20 protein-coding genes are annotated in these 19099 nt (G+C 70.9%); 7 read left to right on the top strand and 13 right to left on the bottom strand.

The features are described from left to right. Positions 1-248 precede the first annotated feature (248 nt). The 3 genes from guaB to DEJ00_RS04965 all read left to right on the top strand — a co-directional run bounded on the left by guaB (position 249) and on the right by DEJ00_RS04965 (position 3422). Positions 249-1751, top strand: a complete 1503-nt coding sequence (gene guaB, locus DEJ00_RS04975) for an IMP dehydrogenase (protein WP_027466700.1) — start codon at positions 249-251, stop codon at positions 1749-1751. A 206-nt stretch (positions 1752-1957) separates the two neighbouring features. Next, positions 1958-2854: a hypothetical protein gene (locus DEJ00_RS04970; RefSeq protein WP_111056590.1), complete on the top strand. Its 897-nt coding sequence runs from the start codon at positions 1958-1960 to the stop codon at positions 2852-2854. A gap of 166 nt (positions 2855-3020) precedes the next feature. Beyond that, a complete protein-coding gene (locus tag DEJ00_RS04965; RefSeq protein ID WP_071245439.1) occupies positions 3021-3422 on the top strand; it encodes a VOC family protein in 402 nt (133 codons plus the stop codon). Positions 3423-3490: 68 nt separating this feature from the next. Here the strand turns inward: DEJ00_RS04965 and DEJ00_RS04960 are convergent, their stop codons facing one another. Next, positions 3491-4291 (bottom strand): SDR family oxidoreductase, encoded by an 801-nt coding sequence (locus DEJ00_RS04960; RefSeq protein WP_111056669.1) that lies wholly within the window; start codon positions 4289-4291, stop codon positions 3491-3493. A 261-nt stretch (positions 4292-4552) separates the two neighbouring features. On the opposite strand from DEJ00_RS04960, the gene DEJ00_RS04955 reads away from it, so the two are divergent. After that, positions 4553-5881: an ABC transporter substrate-binding protein gene (locus tag DEJ00_RS04955; protein WP_071245441.1), complete on the top strand. Its 1329-nt coding sequence runs from the start codon at positions 4553-4555 to the stop codon at positions 5879-5881. A 153-nt stretch (positions 5882-6034) separates the two neighbouring features. Here the strand turns inward: DEJ00_RS04955 and rarD are convergent, their stop codons facing one another. Further along, on the bottom strand, positions 6035-6997 hold the full coding sequence (rarD, locus tag DEJ00_RS04950; protein WP_071245443.1) for an EamA family transporter RarD: 963 nt from the start codon (positions 6995-6997) through the stop codon (positions 6035-6037). A 166-nt stretch (positions 6998-7163) separates the two neighbouring features. Continuing rightward, positions 7164-7460: a co-chaperone GroES gene (gene groES, locus DEJ00_RS04945; protein ID WP_017885484.1), complete on the bottom strand. Its 297-nt coding sequence runs from the start codon at positions 7458-7460 to the stop codon at positions 7164-7166. 160 nt (positions 7461-7620) lie between these two features. Here groES and DEJ00_RS04940 point away from each other — a divergent pair, with 160 nt between their 5' ends. Continuing rightward, on the top strand, positions 7621-8823 hold the full coding sequence (locus DEJ00_RS04940) for a class I SAM-dependent methyltransferase (protein WP_111056589.1): 1203 nt from the start codon (positions 7621-7623) through the stop codon (positions 8821-8823). A gap of 42 nt (positions 8824-8865) precedes the next feature. Here DEJ00_RS04940 and DEJ00_RS04935 read toward each other — a convergent pair whose 3' ends face one another. From DEJ00_RS04935 to glmS, 10 genes are all read right to left on the bottom strand, one after another. Continuing rightward, on the bottom strand, positions 8866-9594 hold the full coding sequence (locus DEJ00_RS04935) for a DUF4190 domain-containing protein (protein WP_111056588.1): 729 nt from the start codon (positions 9592-9594) through the stop codon (positions 8866-8868). A 125-nt stretch (positions 9595-9719) separates the two neighbouring features. Continuing rightward, entirely contained in the window at positions 9720-10775 is a 1056-nt protein-coding gene (gene tsaD / locus DEJ00_RS04930) for a tRNA (adenosine(37)-N6)-threonylcarbamoyltransferase complex transferase subunit TsaD (RefSeq protein WP_111056587.1), read from the bottom strand. Next, positions 10762-11307: a ribosomal protein S18-alanine N-acetyltransferase gene (gene rimI, locus DEJ00_RS04925; RefSeq protein ID WP_111056586.1), complete on the bottom strand. Its 546-nt coding sequence runs from the start codon at positions 11305-11307 to the stop codon at positions 10762-10764. The genes tsaD and rimI overlap by 14 nt, the downstream gene beginning before the upstream one ends. Then, positions 11304-11939 (bottom strand): tRNA (adenosine(37)-N6)-threonylcarbamoyltransferase complex dimerization subunit type 1 TsaB, encoded by a 636-nt coding sequence (tsaB, locus tag DEJ00_RS04920; protein WP_111056667.1) that lies wholly within the window; start codon positions 11937-11939, stop codon positions 11304-11306. The genes rimI and tsaB overlap by 4 nt, the downstream gene beginning before the upstream one ends. Before the next feature lie 20 nt (positions 11940-11959). Continuing rightward, positions 11960-12322, bottom strand: a complete 363-nt coding sequence (locus DEJ00_RS04915; RefSeq protein ID WP_309148135.1) for a GNAT family N-acetyltransferase — start codon at positions 12320-12322, stop codon at positions 11960-11962. 92 nt (positions 12323-12414) lie between these two features. After that, complete coding sequence (tsaE, locus tag DEJ00_RS04910; RefSeq protein ID WP_175474986.1) at positions 12415-12924, bottom strand: tRNA (adenosine(37)-N6)-threonylcarbamoyltransferase complex ATPase subunit type 1 TsaE; 510 nt, start codon at positions 12922-12924, stop codon at positions 12415-12417. Next, positions 12921-14087 (bottom strand): alanine racemase, encoded by a 1167-nt coding sequence (alr, locus tag DEJ00_RS04905; protein WP_173032762.1) that lies wholly within the window; start codon positions 14085-14087, stop codon positions 12921-12923. The genes tsaE and alr (DEJ00_RS04905) overlap by 4 nt, the downstream gene beginning before the upstream one ends. Continuing rightward, entirely contained in the window at positions 14084-15187 is a 1104-nt protein-coding gene (gene alr / locus DEJ00_RS04900) for an alanine racemase (RefSeq protein WP_111056584.1), read from the bottom strand. The genes alr (DEJ00_RS04905) and alr (DEJ00_RS04900) overlap by 4 nt, the downstream gene beginning before the upstream one ends. Next, positions 15184-15579: a holo-ACP synthase gene (locus tag DEJ00_RS04895; protein ID WP_111056583.1), complete on the bottom strand. Its 396-nt coding sequence runs from the start codon at positions 15577-15579 to the stop codon at positions 15184-15186. The genes alr (DEJ00_RS04900) and DEJ00_RS04895 overlap by 4 nt, the downstream gene beginning before the upstream one ends. Before the next feature lie 8 nt (positions 15580-15587). After that, complete coding sequence (gene glmS, locus DEJ00_RS04890) at positions 15588-17435, bottom strand: glutamine--fructose-6-phosphate transaminase (isomerizing) (RefSeq protein ID WP_111056582.1); 1848 nt, start codon at positions 17433-17435, stop codon at positions 15588-15590. 70 nt (positions 17436-17505) lie between these two features. On the opposite strand from glmS, the gene DEJ00_RS04885 reads away from it, so the two are divergent. Together DEJ00_RS04885 and coaA are read left to right on the top strand one after the other, a co-directional pair. Next, positions 17506-17991 carry a glutathione peroxidase gene (locus tag DEJ00_RS04885; RefSeq protein ID WP_071245463.1) on the top strand — a complete coding sequence of 162 codons (486 nt, stop codon included), beginning with the start codon at positions 17506-17508 and terminating at the stop codon, positions 17989-17991. Positions 17992-18096: 105 nt separating this feature from the next. Continuing rightward, positions 18097-19041 (top strand): type I pantothenate kinase, encoded by a 945-nt coding sequence (coaA, locus tag DEJ00_RS04880; RefSeq protein ID WP_027466714.1) that lies wholly within the window; start codon positions 18097-18099, stop codon positions 19039-19041. Positions 19042-19099 lie beyond the last annotated feature (58 nt).

The raw sequence follows: 19099 nt of genomic DNA, 5'->3' as shown, positions 1-19099 counted from the left end.
TCCCACGGAAGAGCCTCTCGTTCGGATGACGAGGAACCTATGGGGATTTTGTGACACCCGTGTTTCCAACACGTTCCCTGTGTGATTCGTACCCGAACTGTGACGTTGTGGAGGAATGCTCCGAGGCGGGCGCGATCCGTGCCTCCAGGCGGAATGCGGCGACAGCCGCTCGCGTTACCATGTCCTATCCGGAACCCGTCGTCGTGTTCCCGGTGTCTCGACACTTCACTCGCCCACGAAGGGGACCCATGGACCAGCCGGATCCGTTCGGATTCATCGGACTCACGTACGACGACGTCATGCTGCTGCCCGGGCACACCGACGTCATCCCGAGCGAGGCGTCCACGGCGTCCCGGCTCACCAAGCGGATCTCCGTCAACGTCCCGCTGCTCTCCGCCGCGATGGACACCGTCACCGAAGCCCGCATGGCCATCGCCATGGCGCGCCAGGGCGGCATCGGGATCCTGCACCGCAACCTGTCCATCGAGGACCAGGCTGCCTACGTCGACAAGGTCAAGCGCTCCGAGTCGGGCATGATCACCAACCCGGTGACCACCACCCCGGACGCCACCGTGGCCGAGGTCGACGCGCTCTGCGGCCAGTTCCGCGTCTCCGGCCTGCCGGTCGTCGAGCAGGACGGCACCCTCGTCGGCATCATCACGAACCGCGACATGCGCTTCGTGGCCACGTTCGAGCAGGCCACCACGTACGTGCGCGACGTCATGACGAAGGCCCCGCTGATCACCGCGATGGAGGGCATCGACCCCGAAGAGGCGATCGCCATCTTCGCGCAGCACAAGATCGAGAAGCTGCCGCTGGTCGACGCCGAGGGCAAGCTCCGCGGCCTCATCACCGTCAAGGACTTCGACAAGAGCGAGCAGTACCCGGACGCCACGAAGGACGACGAGGGCCGGCTCCGCGTCGGTGCCGCGATCGGCTTCTTCGGCGACGCGTGGCAGCGTGCCGAGGCCCTGCGCGACGCCGGCGTCGACGTGCTCGTCGTCGACACCGCCAACGGCGAGAGCGAAGGCGTTCTCGACATGGTCCGCCGTCTCAAGGCCGACCCGACGTTCGACGCGATCGACGTCATCGGCGGCAACGTCGCCACCCGCGCGGGCGCCCAGGCGCTCATCGACGCCGGTGTGGACGCCGTCAAGGTCGGTGTCGGCCCGGGCTCCATCTGCACCACGCGCGTCGTCGCCGGTGTGGGTGTGCCGCAGGTGACCGCCGTGTACGAGGCCTCCCTCGCCGCACGCGAAGCCGGTGTGCCGATCATCGCCGACGGTGGCCTGCAGTACTCGGGCGACATCGCGAAGGCCCTGGTGGCCGGTGCCGACACCGTCATGCTCGGCTCGCTGCTGGCCGGCACCGACGAGTCCCCCGGTGACCTGGTGTTCGTGAACGGCAAGCAGTTCAAGGCCTACCGCGGCATGGGGTCCCTCGGGGCTCTGCAGACCCGTGGCAAGAAGACCTCGTACTCGAAGGACCGCTACTTCCAGGCGGACGTGCCGAACGACGACAAGCTCATCCCCGAGGGCATCGAGGGCCAGGTGCCCTACCGCGGTTCGGTCGGCAACGTCGTCTACCAGCTCACCGGCGGGCTGCGCCAGTCGATGTTCTACGTCGGCGGTCGCACGATCCCCGAGCTGAAGGCCCGTGGCAAGTTCGTCCGGATCACGGCGGCGGGGCTCAAGGAGTCCCACCCGCACGACGTCCAGATGGTCGTCGAGGCGCCGAACTACCGCAGCTGAGTGCTGGTCCGGGCCAAGTCTGGTCCGGAAGACGCCGTCGTGTCGTTGAGACGCCGCCGAATTCGGCGGCGTCTCAACGCTTTCCGGGCGTGGTGCGGAGACGACGGCGTCTTGCGACTCCTCCACAGCCGACAACGGCCTGGAGGCTCTCCACCGGTCCGACGTGCGAGTCGCCGCCCGCCGTGGCCGCGTTCCAAGCTGCAGGCATGAACGCGCTCGCCCAGACCGTCCTGGTCCGTGTCCCGTCGGCCCTGCACGAACCGGTGCGTCTGTTCCACGGCGCCGCCGTCGAACGCCCCGAGTGGGAGGCGCTCTCACTCCTGGAACGCCGGCGCCTGTTCGTCCGCGCACGGTACGGGTCCCTGGAGTCCGACTGCGTCGTCTCGGGGACCTCGGCCGCGGCGCTCTGGGGGTTGCCCGACTTCGACGCTGCCGACTGGCGGTTGCACGTGATCGACGTCCGGCTCGACAAGACGCACACCGGTCGGGGCGTCGTTCGTCACACCGGGCGGATCCGGAGCGGCGAGCGCGTCGTGGTCGGCGGTATCCCGACGACGTCCCTCGAGCGGACGGTCCTCGACATCGCACGGCGGCAGTCGTTCACCCACGCCGTCGTCGTCCTCGACCACGTGCTCAGGATCGACCTGCTCCGTCGTGAAGTACTCGCCGGCGCACTCGAAGCCCTCGGACGCGTGCGTGGATGCCGACAGGCTGCTGCGGCGGTCGCCTTCGCAGATGCGCGGGCCGAATCCCCGGGGGAGTCGATCAGCCGCGTCACCGCTCATCTCCTCGGGGTTCCTGCCCCGGAGTTGCAGCACGAGTTCGAGACGCCGCGCGGCAAGTTCAGAACGGACTTCTGGTGGCCCGACGCAGGCGTGATCGGGGAGTTCGACGGTCGCCTGAAGTACGACGTCCCCCGAGCCCTCTGGGACGAGAAGACCCGTGAGGACACCCTCCGTCGACTGCCGGAGGTACGCGGGTTCGCGCGGTGGACGATGTGGGAGGCCGGGGATGCACGAGCGCTGGCTGCGGTGCTGTCGGCTGCCGGGCTCCCCTTGTTCCGTGCTGCGCCGATCAGCGCACGTCGCCAGCCGGACTCGTGAGCAGCGGCTGGCGGAGAGCGCAAGACGCCGTCGTGTGGGTTGGACGCCGCCGAGTCCCCGAAACGCCACCGACTTCGGCGGCGTCTCGCGAGCACCGCGGCGTCAGAGCACCACGACGGCGTCTTCACCCCCGGCGTGCTGCGTTGCCCGGCGGTAGTGTCACCGCATGGTCAGCGCCGTCTCACACACCACGATCGACTCCCGCGACGCCTACGCCCAGTCGGAGTGGTGGAAGCAGGTGCTCGGGTACGTCGACCTTCCCGACGACCCGAACGCTCCCGGACACGAGGAGTGCGAGATCACGGCACCCGACCGATCGCACACCGTGCTCTTCATCCAGGTGCCCGAGGCGAAGACCGTGAAGAACCGGATCCACTTCGACCTGCGCCCCACCGACCGCACTCGCGACGAAGAGGTCGAGCGGCTCCGCGGCATCGGTGCCGTGGAGCTCGCCGACCTGCGCCACCCGGACGGCGGATGGGTGGTCTTCGCCGACCCGGAGGGCAACGAGTTCTGCGTCCTGCGGTCCCAGGCCGAACTCGACGAGGAAGCCGGCCAGCCGAGCTGACCAGCCCGGCGACGGCCCGCTGACCGGACCGCCGGACCGGCCGGACCGCCAGAGCGCCGGCCGAGCTCCTACGCCGAACGCCAGTCGTTCGACGTGATGTGCGAGCCGCCGTGCGGGCCCATCTGCAGCATCCCGCCGTCCACCGGCAGGGACACCCCGGTGATGTAGGACGACGCACGCGAGGCCAGGAACGCCACGGCTGCCGCGATCTCCCACGCGTTGCCCGGACGGCCGAGCGGAACACCGGGGCGGTCGATGGTGTGCGGGTCCTCGTCCTCGGCGCCGGTCATCCGGGTGGCGATCTCGCCGGGGGCGACGGCGTTCACGGTGATGCCGTGCTCGGCGAGCTCGATCGCCATGGTCTTCAGCAGGCCGCCGAGCCCGTGCTTCGCGGCGTCGTAGGCGCTCGAGCCGTAGCGGGGCTGGTGTTCGTGCACGCTCGTGATGCCGATGATCCGGCCGCCGGTGCCGGCCTGCGCCATGTGCTTCGCGGCGGCCTGCATCGTGACGAAGGCGCCGTCGAGGTCGGTCGACACCGTGTGGCGCCACTGGTCGAGGGTCATCTCGAGGAACGGCGCGTTGTCTCCGGTGCCGGCGTCGGCCACGAAGACGTCGACGCCACCCAGCTGCGACACGAGTCGGTCGACGACGGCGGCCGCCCCGGCGAGGTCGGAGACGTCGATCTGCTCGACGAAGGCCTGACGACCGGTCTTCCGGACCTCCTCCGCGGTCTCCTCGGCACGGTCGGGCTCGGACAGGTAGGTGATGCCGACGTCCATGCCGGCTTCGGCGAGCGCGACGGCGGTCGCACGGCCGATCCCGGATTCGGAGCCGGTGACGATGGCTTTGGTGGGCTGGAAGTCGCTCATGCGGCGGAACGTACGCCGGGCCTCCCGGGCGCCCTGCCGGACCATCCGCCTGGCGCAGGTCGGGTCACCACCCGGCTCCGCCGCTCCTGCGCCGATCCCTGTCCCTGCGCACAGGAACGTCACGGCTCGGTAACGAAACACCTTTGCGTACCGCCCCGTCACACGGGCGAAACACATGGACCCTACGTTTCTCGACATCCAGTGGAGGCGTCGCATTCACCCGAAGCGGCACAGCCTCCGCGCAGAGAAAGGGCTCCACGGATGATCAGAACCACCCGTGCCACCGCGGCACTGGCGTTGGCGGGCGCAGCAGCCGTCCTCCTCGCCGCGTGTTCCACCACCGGCAGTGCTTCCCCCTCGAGCTCGGCGTCGAGCGATGCGAAGAAGGATCCCGCCGCCAGCTGCAAGGCCCCGGACACCCCCGGTACGGACGCGCTGAAGATCGGCACGATCCTGCCCCTGACCGGTTCGCTGGCCTACCTCAACCCGCCGGCCGAGTCCGGTGTCGGCCTGGCCGTCAAGGACATCAACGCCGCGGGCGGCGTCCTCGACAAGGACGTCACGATCGACCCGGCGACCGACTCCGGTGACAGCAACGACATGACCGTGTCGAGCTCCGCCGCGACGAAGCTCGTCAACGCGAAGGTGCCGGTCGCGATCGGCGCCGAGTCCTCGTCCGTCACGCTGAACGTCATCGACCAGCTGACGAGCAACTGCATCGTCGAGATCTCGCCCGCGAACACCGCGACCGACCTCTCCGGCTACTCGTCGTACTACTACCGGACCGCACCGCCGGACTCGGTGCAGGGTTCCGCGCTCGGCCAGCTCGTGACCGGTGACGGCAACGCGAAGGTCGCCTTCCTGGTCTTCAACGACACGTACGGCACCGGCCTCCGCAACTCCGTGCAGGCTGCGGTCGAGGCGTCGGGCGGCCAGGTCGTCTACGGCGGCAAGGGTGAGGGCCAGGAGTTCCCGCCCGGCCAGACCACGTTCTCGTCCGAGGTGACCGCGGCCCTGGCCGCGAAGCCCGACGCGATCGTCGTCCTCGCCTTCGACGAGACGAAGTCGATCATCCCGGAGCTCGTCTCGCAGGGCAACGAAGCGAAGATCTACATGTCCGACGGCAACACGGCGGACTACTCGAAGGACTTCGACAAGGGCACCCTGACCGGCGCCCAGGGCACCATCCCCGGTGCCTCGCCGAAGGACGACTTCAAGAAGCAGCTCGCTGCGTTCTACAAGGACTCGTCGGGCAAGACGCTCGCCGACTACTCGTACGCGGCGGAGTCCTACGACGCCACCGTCCTCGCCGCCCTCGCCGCGGTGAAGGGCAAGGGCACCGACTCCGGCACCATCCAGGCCAACATGGCTGCGGTGTCGGGTGCTGACGGCGGCACCGAGTGCGCGACGTTCAAGGAGTGCAAGACGCTCCTGGACGACGGCAAGGACATCCACTACACCGGCCCGTCCGGCATCGGTCCGTTCGACGAGAACAACGACCCGTCGGCCGCCTACATCGGCATCTACAAGTTCGACGCCGACAACAAGCCCGTCTACCAGAGCGCCATCCAGGGTGCGGTGAAGAAGTAGGGCTCAGCCCAGCACCGCTCGCGAAAGCGACAGTCCCCCGCGGAACTTCCGTGGGGGACTGTCGCTTTCGCGTCGGTGGCCGGACGCCCGGCAGGGTCCGTCACCGGGTGCAGGACGGACCGACGGGCGGACTGGAGGCCCGTGGTGCGTTCGTCAGACCGGCTCGACCCGGGTGGGTGCGAGCGCCCGGCGACGGGACGCCCGCGCGGCGGCGAACGAGTCCGCCGTCAGCACCACGAGCGCGAGCCACACGATGCCGAAGCCGAACCAGCGTCCGGCGGACATCTCCTCGTGCTGCACCAGCACCCCGACGAGCAGCTGCATCACGGGCGCCAGGTACTGGGTCAGCCCGAGCGTCGACAGGCTCACCCGCCGAGCCGACGACGCGAAGAGCAGCAGCGGCACCGCGGTCGCCGGGCCGGTCAGCACGGTGATGACCGCGTGCCCCCAGCCCTCGCTCGTGAACGTCACGCCGCCACCGAGCCCGGTCACACCGAGCACCACCAGCGCCACGACCGCGATCGGCAGCAGCCACACGGTCTCGATCGTCAGGCCGCTCAGGGCGTCCACGGTGCCGCCGACCCGCTTCTTCACCAGGCCGTACAGTCCGAACGAGAACGCCAGGGCCAGCGAGATCCACGGCATCTGCCCGTAGCCGATCGCGATGACGACGACCGCCACGACGCTCAGCCCGACGGCTGCCCACTGCGCCGGACGCAGGCGTTCGCGCAGGACCACCACGCCGAGCGCGATCGTGACGAGCGGGTTGATGAAGTAGCCGAGCGCCGCCTCGACGGTGTGGCCGGTGGTCGTCGCGAGGACGTAGACGGTCCAGTTGACCAGGATCAGGACGGCGGCGAGCCCCATCACGAGCATCACACGGCGCTGGGCCATCAGGGTGCGGGTGCGGAGCCACGACCGGGTCACCGCGATCGCCACCGCGCAGAACACCAGGCCGAAGACGATCCGCCACGACACGATCTCGAACGCCGCCGCGGGGGCCATTGCGGCGAAGAGCAGGGGCATCAGCCCCCAGAGCCCGTAGGCCACGATGGCCTGCACCACGCCGACGGATGCCTCGCTGCGGACGGGTCGCGCCGGACTCGGTTCACTCACGGAACCATCCTAGGAACGACCGCCGACCCGTGGGACGCGCACCGGGCCTCCAGGCGGCCTGATGGCGAGCTGGTCAGGACCGGAGCACCGGGGTGACCGCCCCCCGGACGCACGGACGCCCCGTCGGCCCGAAGGCCGGACGGGGCGTCCGAGGTGAGTACTCGACTCAGTGAACGATGACCGCGAGGACGTCGCGGGCCGACAGGACCAGCAGGTCCTCGCCCGAGTACTTGACCTCGGTTCCGCCGTACTTGGAGTAGATGACCTTGTCACCCACGGCGACGTCGAGCGGGACGCGGTTGCCGTTGTCGTCGATGCGACCCGGACCCACGGCGACGACCTCGCCCTCCTGGGGCTTCTCCTTCGCGGTGTCGGGGATGACCAGACCGGAAGCGGTGGTCTGCTCCGCCTCGACCTGGCGGATGACGATGCGATCCTCGAGCGGCTTGATGCTGACGGCCACGGTGACCTCTTCTTTCTCGGTACGGACTCGGTACAGATGAAAACCGGGTTGGCACTTCGCACAGGAGAGTGCCAACTCCAACTCTAGGGGGCCTCTGGCACTCGGTCAATCCGAGTGCCAGCACATCCGGAGAACACGCAGCACCTGCGAGGATCGACGCATGGACGCCGCCGAACTCACCGCACTGCTGACCCCCGACGGGATGGCCCTGCTCGACCGTACCCCGGGCGTCTCCGACGGCGGCGAGATCGTCCGCGTGGTGTCCCGGCTGCGCGCCGAGGGCCACGACCCCCGACTGGTCGCCGCGGTGCTGACCCAGGCGAAGCTGCGGCTGAAGGCCCGCGGCAAGTTCGGCGACTTCGCCTCTCGCATGCTCTTCACCGAGGCCGGGCTCGAGCAGGCCACCCGGCTGCAGGTCGCGGCCCAGCACGCAGGACGCTTCGCCGCGGCCGGGCTGACCCGTGTCGCCGACCTCGGTTGCGGCATCGGCGGGGACGCGATGGCGATGGCGGCGCTCGACCTCGACGTCACCGCCGTCGATCGCGACGAGGTGACGGCGGCCGTCGCGACCCACAACCTGGCGGTCTGGCCGAACGCACGGGTGGAGCTCGGTGATGCCGCGTCCTTCGACCTGTCCTCGGTGGACGGCGTGTGGATGGACCCCGCACGACGCACCTCCGGCCACTCGGACACCCGCCGGCTCGCCGACCCCGACGACTGGTCGCCCTCGCTCGACACCGTGTTCGCCGCGGCGACGACGACGCCGACCGGCGTGAAGCTCGGACCGGGCATCGACCGCGACCTGATCCCGGACACCGCCGAGGCGCAGTGGACCTCCGTCGACCGCGAGGTCGTGGAGCTCGCCCTGTGGTTCGGCCCCCTCGCCCGCCCAGGGATCCGCCGCGCCGCCACCGTCATCGGCGCACACGGCATCGCCGAGATGACCGGAGCGGCCGACGCCGACGACGCCGAGGTCGGACCGCTCGGCGCCTACCTGTACGAGCCCGACGGCGCCGTGATCCGCGCACGGCTGATCGGCGACCTCGCACGGGGCCTCGACGGGCACATGCTGTCCGACGGCATCGCCTACGTCACGTCCGACCGCGCCGCCTCGACCCCCTTCGCGCAGGGCTTCCGGGTGCTCGACACGATGCCGCTCGACGTCAAGCAACTGGCCGCGCGGCTCGCCGCCGACGGCATCGGCACCGTCGAGATCAAGAAGCGCGGCGTCGACGTCGATCCGGCGCAGTTCCGCAAACGGCTGCGGTTGCGCGGATCGGGTCGCGTCACACTCGTGCTCACCCGCCTGGAGGGACGCCACACGGCGATCCTGTGCGAGCGGCTCACCGACACGGTCGGCTGACGGCCGGGGGCCGCTCGTGGTGCCCGTTGCGCGGGGGCTGCGTCAGCTGACGAAGGCGCCGGAGTTCGAGCTGTAGTCGGAGTAGTCCGAGTAGTCCGACGCGTTCGCGATCGAGATCCACACCAGGGCGACGATCAGGATGAACAGGCCCGTCAGGATCCAGCCACCGATGATGCCGGCGAGCGCGAGGCCGCGGCCACCCTCGCCGGTCTGCTTGATCTTGCCGAGGGCGATGTGGCCCATGATCGCGCCGGCCGGGCTCGTCAGGATGATGATCGGCCAGATGATGATGCCGCCGAACGCGAAGACGATCGACAGGATCGACAGGACGTTCGTCTTCGGGCGCTGCGCGTAGGGCTGGTACGCGTACGGGTTCGACGCGTAGGGCTGCTGCTGCGGCTGCGCGTACGGGTTCTGCTGCTGGCCGTACGGGTTCTGCGGGGCACCGTAGGCGTTCTGCTGCTGCGGGGCCGCGTACGGGTTCGACTGCTGCGGGGCCGCGTACGGGTTCTGCTGCTGCTGGCCGTACGGGTTCGACTGCTGCTGCTGGCCGGAGGGGTTCTGGGGCTGCTGCGGCTGGCCGTACGGGTTCTGCTGCTGCGGGGCCGCGTACGGGTCCTGCTGCTGGCCGTACGGGTTCTGGGGCGCTTCCGGGGCCGACGGCGCCTGCGGTGCGTCGGGGGCCTGCGGGGCCGGCGAACCGTCGGGCTGTCCGTTCGCTGGGCCGTTCGGCGTCTCGCCCGGCTTCGGCCACTCGTTCTGATCGGACACCGTCCACCCCTCTCGGGCGTCCGGTCTCTCCGACGCCCGTGTGAATCCTCCCACAGGCTCCCGACGACCGACCGGGTGCGGCCGGTCAGACCTGATCAAAGCGGGTCAGAGCTGGTCAGACCTGGTCAGACCTGGACGGTCGTCACCGGCAGGGTCGAGTCCGCGGCGATGCCGAGGTCGCTCGGCGCGTGCCCCTCGGCCACGAGTCGGGCGCCGACGGCGGCGATCATCGCGCCGTTGTCGGTGCACAGGTCGAACGGCGGGATCCGGAGCCGCACGCCCGCGGCCGCGCAGCGCTCCTCGGCGACCTGTCGCAGTCGGGCGTTCGCGACGACCCCACCGCCGAGCAGCAGCCGGTCGACCCCGGTGTCGCGGCACGCGTTCAGGGCCTTGGTCAGCAGGACGTCGACGACGGCCTCGCGGAAGCTCGCGGCGACGTCGGCCACCGGCACCTCGCGGCCCTCGTCGCGGCAGCGCTCGACCCACCGTGCGACGGCGGTCTTGAGCCCCGAGAACGAGAAGTCGTACCGGTGCGCGGCCATGTCCTTCGGCAGCGTCAGTCCCCGGGGGAACCGGATGGCCGTGGGGTCGCCGTCGGCCGCGGCTCGGTCGATCTGCGGGCCGCCGGGGTAGGGCAGTCCGAGCAGCCGCGCGACCTTGTCGAACGCCTCGCCCGCCGCGTCGTCGATCGTCTCGCCGAGCAGTTCGACGTCGCCGACCAGGTCCCGGACCAGCAGCAGTGACGTGTGACCGCCGGAGACCAGCAGCGCGATCGTCGGCAGCTCGATCTCGCTGCCGTCCTCGCGCAGCACGTCGGCGCCGACGTGCCCGACCAGGTGGTTCACGCCGTACAGGGGCTTGCCGGTGGCCACGGCGAGCGCCTTCGCGGCCCCCACTCCGACCATGAGCGCCCCGGCCAGGCCCGGCCCGGCGGTCACCGCGACGGCGTCGAGTTCGTCGAGGGTGACGCCGGCACGGTCGAGTGCCTCGTGCAGCGTGGGGGTCATCGCCTCCAGGTGGGCCCGTGCGGCGACCTCGGGCACGACCCCGCCGTAGCGCGCGTGCTCGTCCATGCTCGAGGCGATCACGTTCGCGAGCAGGGTGCTCCCCCGCACGATGCCGATGCCGGTCTCGTCGCAACTCGTCTCGATGCCGAGCACCAGTGGTTCAGTCGCGCTCACCGAGGGCCTCCTGTCCGATGGGTCCGACGCCCGACGACCGCTCGGCGTCCGGGCCGGGCAGTTCCGCCCGCATCACCCAGGCGTCGACGCCGTCCGGTTGGTAGTAGCGCGGCCGGGTCGCGATGTGCTCGAACCCGAACGCCGTGTACATCGCCTGCGCCACGGGGTTGTCCGCGCGCACCTCGAGGAACACCTCGCGCACACCGCGGCGCCGCGCCTCGTCGAGCAGCTCCGTGAACAGGACCCTCCCGAGCCCCTTGCCGCGCTGGTCCGCGGCGACCGCGATGGTCTGCACGTCGGCCACCGGGTTGCCCGCGAGCGACGAGAGGCCGGCGTACCCGACGACCAGCGGGGCAGAGGTGTCGCCGGCCGTCTCGATCACGACGTAGTACCCGTGCGGTGAGTACAGCTCGCCGGACATCTGCGACGCCGACCAGGCGTCCGTCGGGAACGAGACGTGCTCGAGCCACATGATGTCGTCGAGGTCCTGCGGGTGTGCTCGCCGCAGGCGGAGCCCGTCCGGCAGGGTCACTGCTTCACCCGCTTCGGCGCACCCGGCACCGTGACGTCGGGGTCGCGCAGGTACAGGGGCGTGTCCTGGTCGAACGCCGCACCGGACGCGAGCCGGTCCGCGGCGAGCGAGCCGAGCCTCCAGGCCGGGATGGACGCGACCGTCACGCGGTCCCAGCCCACCGCTTCGGGCCGGGAGGCGCGGATCGCGTCGTCGAGATCGGCGGGCTTGGCGAGTCCGGGGCCGGCCACGCGGACGCCGTCGGCGTCGTAGGCGCTCCAGTAGACCTCGCGGCGGCGGGCGTCCGTGAGGACGACGAACGGCCCGGCGATCCCCGAGTCGCGCTGGTCGAGGGCGACGGCGTCGTGGCTGACGAGGGGCAGGACGGGGACGCCGCGGGCTGCGGCGAAGGTGCGGGCGGCGGCGATGCCGACGCGCAGGCCGGTGAAGGGGCCGGGGCCCATGCCGGCGACGACGCCGGTGACGTCGGCTCCGGTGATGCCGGCCTCGGCGAGGGTCTCGGCGAGGAACGGGCCGATCACCTCGGCATGCCGGCGGCTGTCCTCGGTGTCGCGGGTCGCGAGGGCCTGGCCGGTGGCCGGGTCGACGACGGCGACGGAGGTCCCGGCGGAGGTGTCGATCGCGAGCAGCACCCGTCCATCGTAGGCGGCGGTCAGCGCACTGGCAGCCCGCGGGACCATGCGACCTCGTGGTCCAACTGCCCGGTCCGGCGGAACAGTCGGACCTGGTGGGTGTCCGGCAGCGCGGCGGCCAGTGCATGTCGGTCGGCGGGCGTGAAGCCGAGCGACTGCCAGAACGGACCGGAGCGACGCGAGAACAGCCACGCACGCTCGGCACCGGCCTCGGTCGCCCGCTCGATCGCGAACCGCGCCAGGCGCGTTCCGGCCCCGGAACCGCGGTGCTGCGGCGCGACGGCCACGCTCCGGACGAGGACGTGCAGGCCGTCAGCGCTCGCCTCGAACCCGGTGCTGCCGACCACCCTGCCGTCGTCGTCGCGGTCGAGCCAGAGCCGCACCGTCGGCTCGTCGAGGCCAGCGAGGGTCAGGTCCGCACCGACGAGGAACGCGCGGAGCGCCTCGACGTCGTCCGCGTCGACGGGCTGCAGGGTCAGAGGGCCACGCCTTCCCAGCGCGGGCCGGTGGCGGTGACGACGACACGGCGGGGCTCGTCGGGGACGTCGTCCGGGTCCGTGTCGTGAGCGGCCGCGTCGTCGGCACCGGTGGCACGCGTGATCTCGACGTCGAGCACGCTGTCGCTGATGCCGTCGACCATGCCGCGGCCCCACTCGACGACGACGATCGCGGCGTCCCAGTCGAGGTCGAGGTCGTCGAGCTCGACCGGGTCGGACAGGCGGTAGGCGTCGACGTGCACCAGGTCGGGTCCGGCGGTCGTCGGGTGCGTCCGGGCGAGGACGAAGGTCGGGCTCGACACCTGGCCGCGTGCGCCGAGTGCGGCGCCGAGCCCGCGCGTCAGGGTCGTCTTGCCGGCACCGAGTGGTCCGGTCAGCACGACGAGGTCCCCGGCGCGCAGCACCGCGGCCAACCGGGCCCCGAGCTCCCCCATCGCCTCGGTGCCGTCGACGGAGGTGTCGAGCAGGACGTGCGGCGACCCGGTCACGGCCGCTCGCCCCGCAGGTACTCCCCGACCCGTCCCTCGATGTCGTGGCCCTCGTAGAACCGGGGCACACGGCTGCCGATCCGGCAGACGATCTCCTCGCCGATGGTCTCGAGTGCCGCGCCCCACTCGAGCACGGTCATCTCGTCGTGCTCGCCGGTGCCGAAGAGCACGACGGTGTCGCCGGTCTGCACGTCGTCCTCGCCGACGTCCACCAGGAACTGGTCCATCGCGACGCGGCCGGCGATCGGGTAGCGCTTGCCGCGGATCGCGACCTCGATGCGCCCCTGCGCCAGACGCGGGACCCCGTCGGCGTAGCCGACGGGCACGAGGGCCAGGGTCGTCTCGGTCGCGGTGCGGTACGTGTAGTCGTAGGAGACGCCGGTGTCGACGGGGACGCGCTTCGTCTTCGCGACCGACGCGGTCAGGGTCATCACCGGCTCGAGTCCGAGGTCGGCCGCCGAGACGCCGTCGGCTCCGGGGATGCCGAACAGGTTCGCGCCCATCCGGACCATGTCCTTGCGGAACTCCTTGCGCTCCAACCCCGCGAGCGACGCGGCGACGTGCTCCATCGGGACGTCGAGCCCCAGGTCCTCGGCGATCTCGATCGCGGCGTCGAACACGGCGACCGCGGCGCTGTCCTCGTGGTCGGACGCCTCGGCCAGGTGCGTGTACGCGGCGACCACCTCGATGCGGCCGTTCCGCTGGGCGTCCCGGGCGAGCTCGACGAGCGCCGGCCAGTCCGCCGGGGTCGCGCCGTCGCGGTGCAGGCCGGAGTCGACGCCGAGGTGTACCCGGGCCGGGCGCTGGTCGACGGCGTCGACGATGCGCTGCAGCTCGGCGACGTTCGAGACGCCGAGGTCGACGGCCGAGTCGATGGCGTCACGGAAGTCCAGGTCGGGGTCGTGCTGCCAGGTGAACAGGTGGACGTCCTCGCCGACGCCGATCGAGCGCAGGCGCAGGGCCGCGGGCACCGTCAGCACACCGATCCAGCGGATGCCGGCGTCGACGGCGGCGAGCGCGATCGGCTCGAGGCCGTGCCCGTACGCGTCGGCCTTCATGATCGCCATCACGGCGACCGGGTCCATCCACTCACGGACACGGTCGAGGTTGGCACGGTAGGCGTCGAGGTCGATGCGCGCCTGGCGCAGCGGTGCGGAGCTCACGTCGTCCTCCGTTCCACGCTGCGGCCGATCCGGGCGACCACCTCGTAGTTGATCGTGCCGATGGCGTCGGCCCAGTCCTCGACGGCGGGGTCGCCGTTCGCGGGGTCGCCCCACAGCACCGCCTCGTCGCCGACCTGCACGTCGGCGTCGCCGATGTCGACGTGCATGGCGTTCATCGCGACGCGTCCGACCACCGGGAACGTCCGGTCCCCGATCCGCACCGAGACCCGGTTGCCGAAGTCGCGGTCGAAGCCGTCCGCGTAGCCGAGGCCGATCACGGCGAGATGGGTGTCCGTCTCGGCGCGCCAGGTGTAGCCGTAGGAGACGCCGTCGCCCGCGGCGACCGGCACGGTGCGGAGCACGGCGGCGGTGACCCGCATCGCCGGGCGCAGCCCCAGGTCGGCCGAGGTGCGACCGTCGAAGGGGCTCAGCCCGTACAGGGCGAGTCCGACGCGGGACAGGTCGTGGCGGGTCTCCGGAACGGCGATGCTCGCGGCACTCGCGGCGAGGTGCACCACGTCCGGCACGATGCCGTTCGCGGCGAGGCCGTCCAGCGCCCGCTGCAGCGCGGCGTCCTGGTCGAGGTCGTCGGTGCGCGACGCGTTCGACAGGTGGGACATGAGCCCCTCGACCCGGGTGCGGTTGCCGCCGCGGGCCAGGGCGCCGGCGGTCGCGAAGAGCTCGGCCCACTCGGACTCGACCGCACCGTTGCGGCTGAGGCCGGTGTCGACGCACAGGTGCACGGCGCGGACGTCGGAGTCGGCTGCTGCGGAGAGCTGCTCGACGCTCGACACCGCTGGCGTGACGTCGAACTGCGCCGCGCGGCGGAAGTCCTCGTCGGGGGCGTGCAGCCACGCGAGGATCCGGACCCCCTCGTCGATGCCGCCCTGACGGAGCGCGACGGCCTCGTCGATGTCGGCGACCCCGAGCCACTCCGCACCGGCGTCCACGAAGGCCTGCGCGGCGTCGAGGGCCCCGTGGCCGTACGCGTTCGCCTTGACCACCGCGATGACCCCGGCCGGGGCGACCCGGTCGGCGATGGTCGCGTAGTTCTCGATCAGGGCTCCGCGATCGACCGTGATGCCGGTGAACGCGCTCACGGGACCATTCCTTCCAGGACCACGTCTGTTCCTTCCAGGACCACGAACGCGGTCGCGATCCCTCCATCATGCGAGAGCGACAGGTGCACGCTCGTCACGCCACGCGCGTCCGCCACCTGCCGGGCGCCCTTGTGCAGGGTGAGCGACGGGTTCCGCTGGTCGTCGGACACGACCTCGAGGTCCTGCCAGCTCAGCCCGGCACTCGACCCGAAGGCCTTGATCAGGGCTTCCTTCGCCGCGAACCGTGCGGCGAGGGACGCGATCGGCCGGGGTTCGCCGTCACGGACCTGCTCGGACGGCGTGAACAGCCGCGCCCGCATCGCCGGTGTGCGCTCCAGCACCCGTTCGAACCGCTCCAGGTCGACCACGTCGACCCCGATCCCGATGATCACCGTCGCGACTACTCGACGGTGACCGACTTCGCGAGGTTGCGTGGCTGGTCGACGTCGAGGCCCTTGGCGGCGGCGAGCTCCATGCCGAACATGTGCAGCGGTGCCACGGCGAGCAGCGGCTCGAACAGCGGGGTCGCGAGCGGGATCCGCAGGACCTCGTCGGCGAAGGGCAGCACCGCGGCGTCGCCCTCTTCGGCGATCGCGATCACCCGGGCGCCGCGGGCGCGGATCTCCTGGATGTTCGAGACGACCTTCGGGTGCAGCGATCGGGGGTCGCGCGGCGACGGCACGATGACGAAGACGATCTGGCCCGGCTCGATCAGGGCGATCGGGCCGTGCTTGAGCTCACCGGCGGCGAAGCCCTCGGCGTGGATGTACGCGAGCTCCTTGAGCTTGAGGGCGCCCTCGAGTGCGATCGGGTAGCCGACGTGGCGGCCGAGGAACAGCACGCTCCGGGTGTCCGCCATCCAGCGGGCCAGGTCCTTGATGCCGGCGGCGTCCTCGATGGTCTGCTGCAGCTTCGGCGCGAGGCCCTCGAGCTCGGCGACCTGCTCGGCGATCTGCTCGGTGGTGAGCGTGCCGCGCAGCGTCGCCAGGTGCAGCCCGAGCAGGTAGAGCGCGACGCCCTGGGCGATGAAGGCCTTGGTCGACGCGACGGCGACCTCGGGTCCGGCGTGCGTGTAGATCACGGCGTCGGACTCACGCGGGATCGTGGCGCCCTGGGTGTTGCAGATCGACAGGACCTGCGCGCCCTGCTCGCGGGCGTACTTGACGGCCATCAGCGTGTCCATGGTCTCGCCGGACTGGCTGATCGAGACGACCAGGGTGCGCTCGTTCAGCACCGGGTCGCGGTACCGGAACTCGTGCGCGAGCTCGACCTCGACCGGCACACGTGCCCACTGCTCGATGGCGTACTTGCCGAGGATGCCGGCGTAGGCGGCGGTACCGCAGGCGATCACGATGACGCGGTCGACGGTCGCCAGGCGCTCGGCGATCGGGTCGAGGTCGGTCAGCGTGACGGCGCCGTCGTGGACGCGACCGAGGATCGTCTTCGCGACGGCCTCGGGCTCCTCGCTGATCTCCTTCGCCATGAACGAGCTCCAGCCGCCCTTGTCGGCGGCGGAGGCGTCCCAGTTGACCTCGAACTCGCTCGGCGTGGCCGGGGTGCCGTCGAAGTGGATGACGTCGACGCCGTCGGGGCGGATCGTGGCGATCTCGTCCTGCCCGATCGACAGCGCGCGCTGCGTGTAGGCGACGAACGCGGCGACGTCCGAGCCCATGAAGTTCTCGCCGTCGCCGAGCCCGACCACCAGGGGCGAGTTGCGACGGGCACCGACGACGACGCCGGGCTGGTCGGCGTGCACGACGAGGAGCGTGAAGGCCCCCTCGAGTCGCTGCACGGCCTGCTGCATGGCTGCGGTCAGGTCACCGGTCTCACGGAAGGCGCGTCCGACCAGGTGCGCGGCGACCTCGGAGTCGGTCTCGCTGCGGAACTCGATGCCCTCGGCCTGCAGTTCGGCGCGGAGCTCGGAGAAGTTCTCGATGATGCCGTTGTGGATGAGGGCGAGCTTGTCGCCGTCGGCCAGGTGCGGGTGGGCGTTGCCGTCGGTCGGGCCACCGTGGGTCGCCCAGCGGGTGTGCCCGATGCCGGTCGCGCCGTCCGGGATCGGCGACGACTCGAGCTCGTCGACCAGGGCCTGGAGCTTGCCGGCCTTCTTGGCCGACACGAGGTCTCCGGCTGGGTCGACGACGGCGATGCCCGCCGAGTCGTAGCCGCGGTACTCGAGGCGACGGAGGCCACCGAGGAGGACGTCCTGGCTGCTGTTGCTGCCGACGTAGCCGACGATTCCACACATGGAACCGATCCTACGGTCTGCCTGGACGCCCACCCTGCGAAGTCCCGGGGGTGGGGATAACGTTTCGGCCATGGGACGCTTCGACGACATCGCCATCACCACGCTGCACGGCGAGGACACCACGTTCGGCGCCTACGCCGACAAGGCCGTACTGGTCGTGAACGTCGCCTCCCGGTGCGGCCTCGCTCCGCAGTACGAGCAGCTCGAGGCCCTGCAGAAGCAGTACGGCCCCCGCGGGTTCACGGTGCTGGGCTTCCCGAGCAACCAGTTCCTGCAGGAACTCGGCTCGTCCGAGGCGATCGACGAGTACTGCTCCACCACGTGGGGTGTGACGTTCCCGATGTCCGAGAAGGTCAAGGTCAACGGCAAGAGCGCGCACCCGCTCTACCAGGCCCTCAAGGAGACCCCGGACGCCGACGGCAAGGCCGGCCGGGTCGCGTGGAACTTCGAGAAGTTCCTCGTCGCCCCCGACGGCACCGTCACGCGCTTCCGTCCCACCACGAAGCCGGACGCCCCCGAGGTCGTCGCCGCCATCGAGGCGGCCCTGCCCGCCTGACGCGTCGCGTCCTGCGGGCGCGCACCGAGCACTGGACGGGAGGCCCGGGGCACGTGAGCCGACCGGCTCACGTGCCCCGGGCCTCCCGTCTGTACGCTCGATCCCATGCCGTTCTCGGAGACCGCCGTCGCGCACCCGACCCCGTTCGTGGAGATCCCGCGTGACGAGTGGTCCCAGCTCGCCCCGAAGGAGCACCTGTCGCTCACCGAGACCGAGATCGTGCAGCTGCGCGGTCTCGGCGACCGGCTGGACATGCAGGAGGTGCAGGAGGTCTACCTGCCCCTGTCCCGCCTGCTCACGCTCTACGCCGCCGGTGCGCGCAACCTGCACGCCGAGACGAGCCGGTTCCTCGGGGAGCGCGCCGGACGCACGCCCTTCGTCATCGGCGTCGCGGGCTCCGTCGCGGTCGGCAAGTCCACGGTCGCCCGTCTGCTGCGCGAGCTGACGAAGCGCTGGCCGGACACCCCTCGGGTCGAGCTCGTGACGACCGACGGCTTCCTGTACCCGAACGCCGAGCTGGAGCGACGCGGGATCATGGACCGGAAGGGCTTCCCGGAGTCGTACGACCGCCGCTCCCTGCTGCGCTTCGTGAGCCAGGTGAAGAGCGGGGCGACCGAGGTCCGCGCGCCGTACTACTCGCACCTGGTCTACGACATCGTGCCCGATGCCGAGATCGTCGTCCGGCAGCCCGACGTGCTCATCGTCGAGGGCCTCAACGTGCTGGCGCCCCCGGTGCACGGGCGGCTCGCGCTGTCCGACCTGTTCGACTTCACGATCTACGTGGACGCGAAGACGAAGGACATCGAGTCCTGGTACGTCGACCGCTTCCTCGCCCTGCAGGAAGAGGCGTTCTCGAGCCCCGACTCGTTCTTCCACCGGTTCGCCTCGCTCTCGCGTGAGGACGCGGTCCGGACGGCGACCGAGGTCTGGCGGGCGATCAACGAGCCGAACCTGATCGAGAACGTGCTGCCCACGCGCTCCCGCGCCACCCTGGTGTTGAAGAAGGGCGCGAACCACAAGGTGAACTCGGTCCTGCTCCGCAAGATCTAGCGGGGCAGCGCAAAACACCGGTGTTCGCGAGCTGAACCGCGGTCTGCGCGTGTTCAAC

The sequence above is a fragment of the Curtobacterium sp. MCLR17_039 genome, from assembly GCF_003234745.1.
Lineage (GTDB): Bacteria > Actinomycetota > Actinomycetes > Actinomycetales > Microbacteriaceae > Curtobacterium > Curtobacterium flaccumfaciens.
This window is presented reverse-complemented; position numbering and strand designations above follow the sequence as displayed.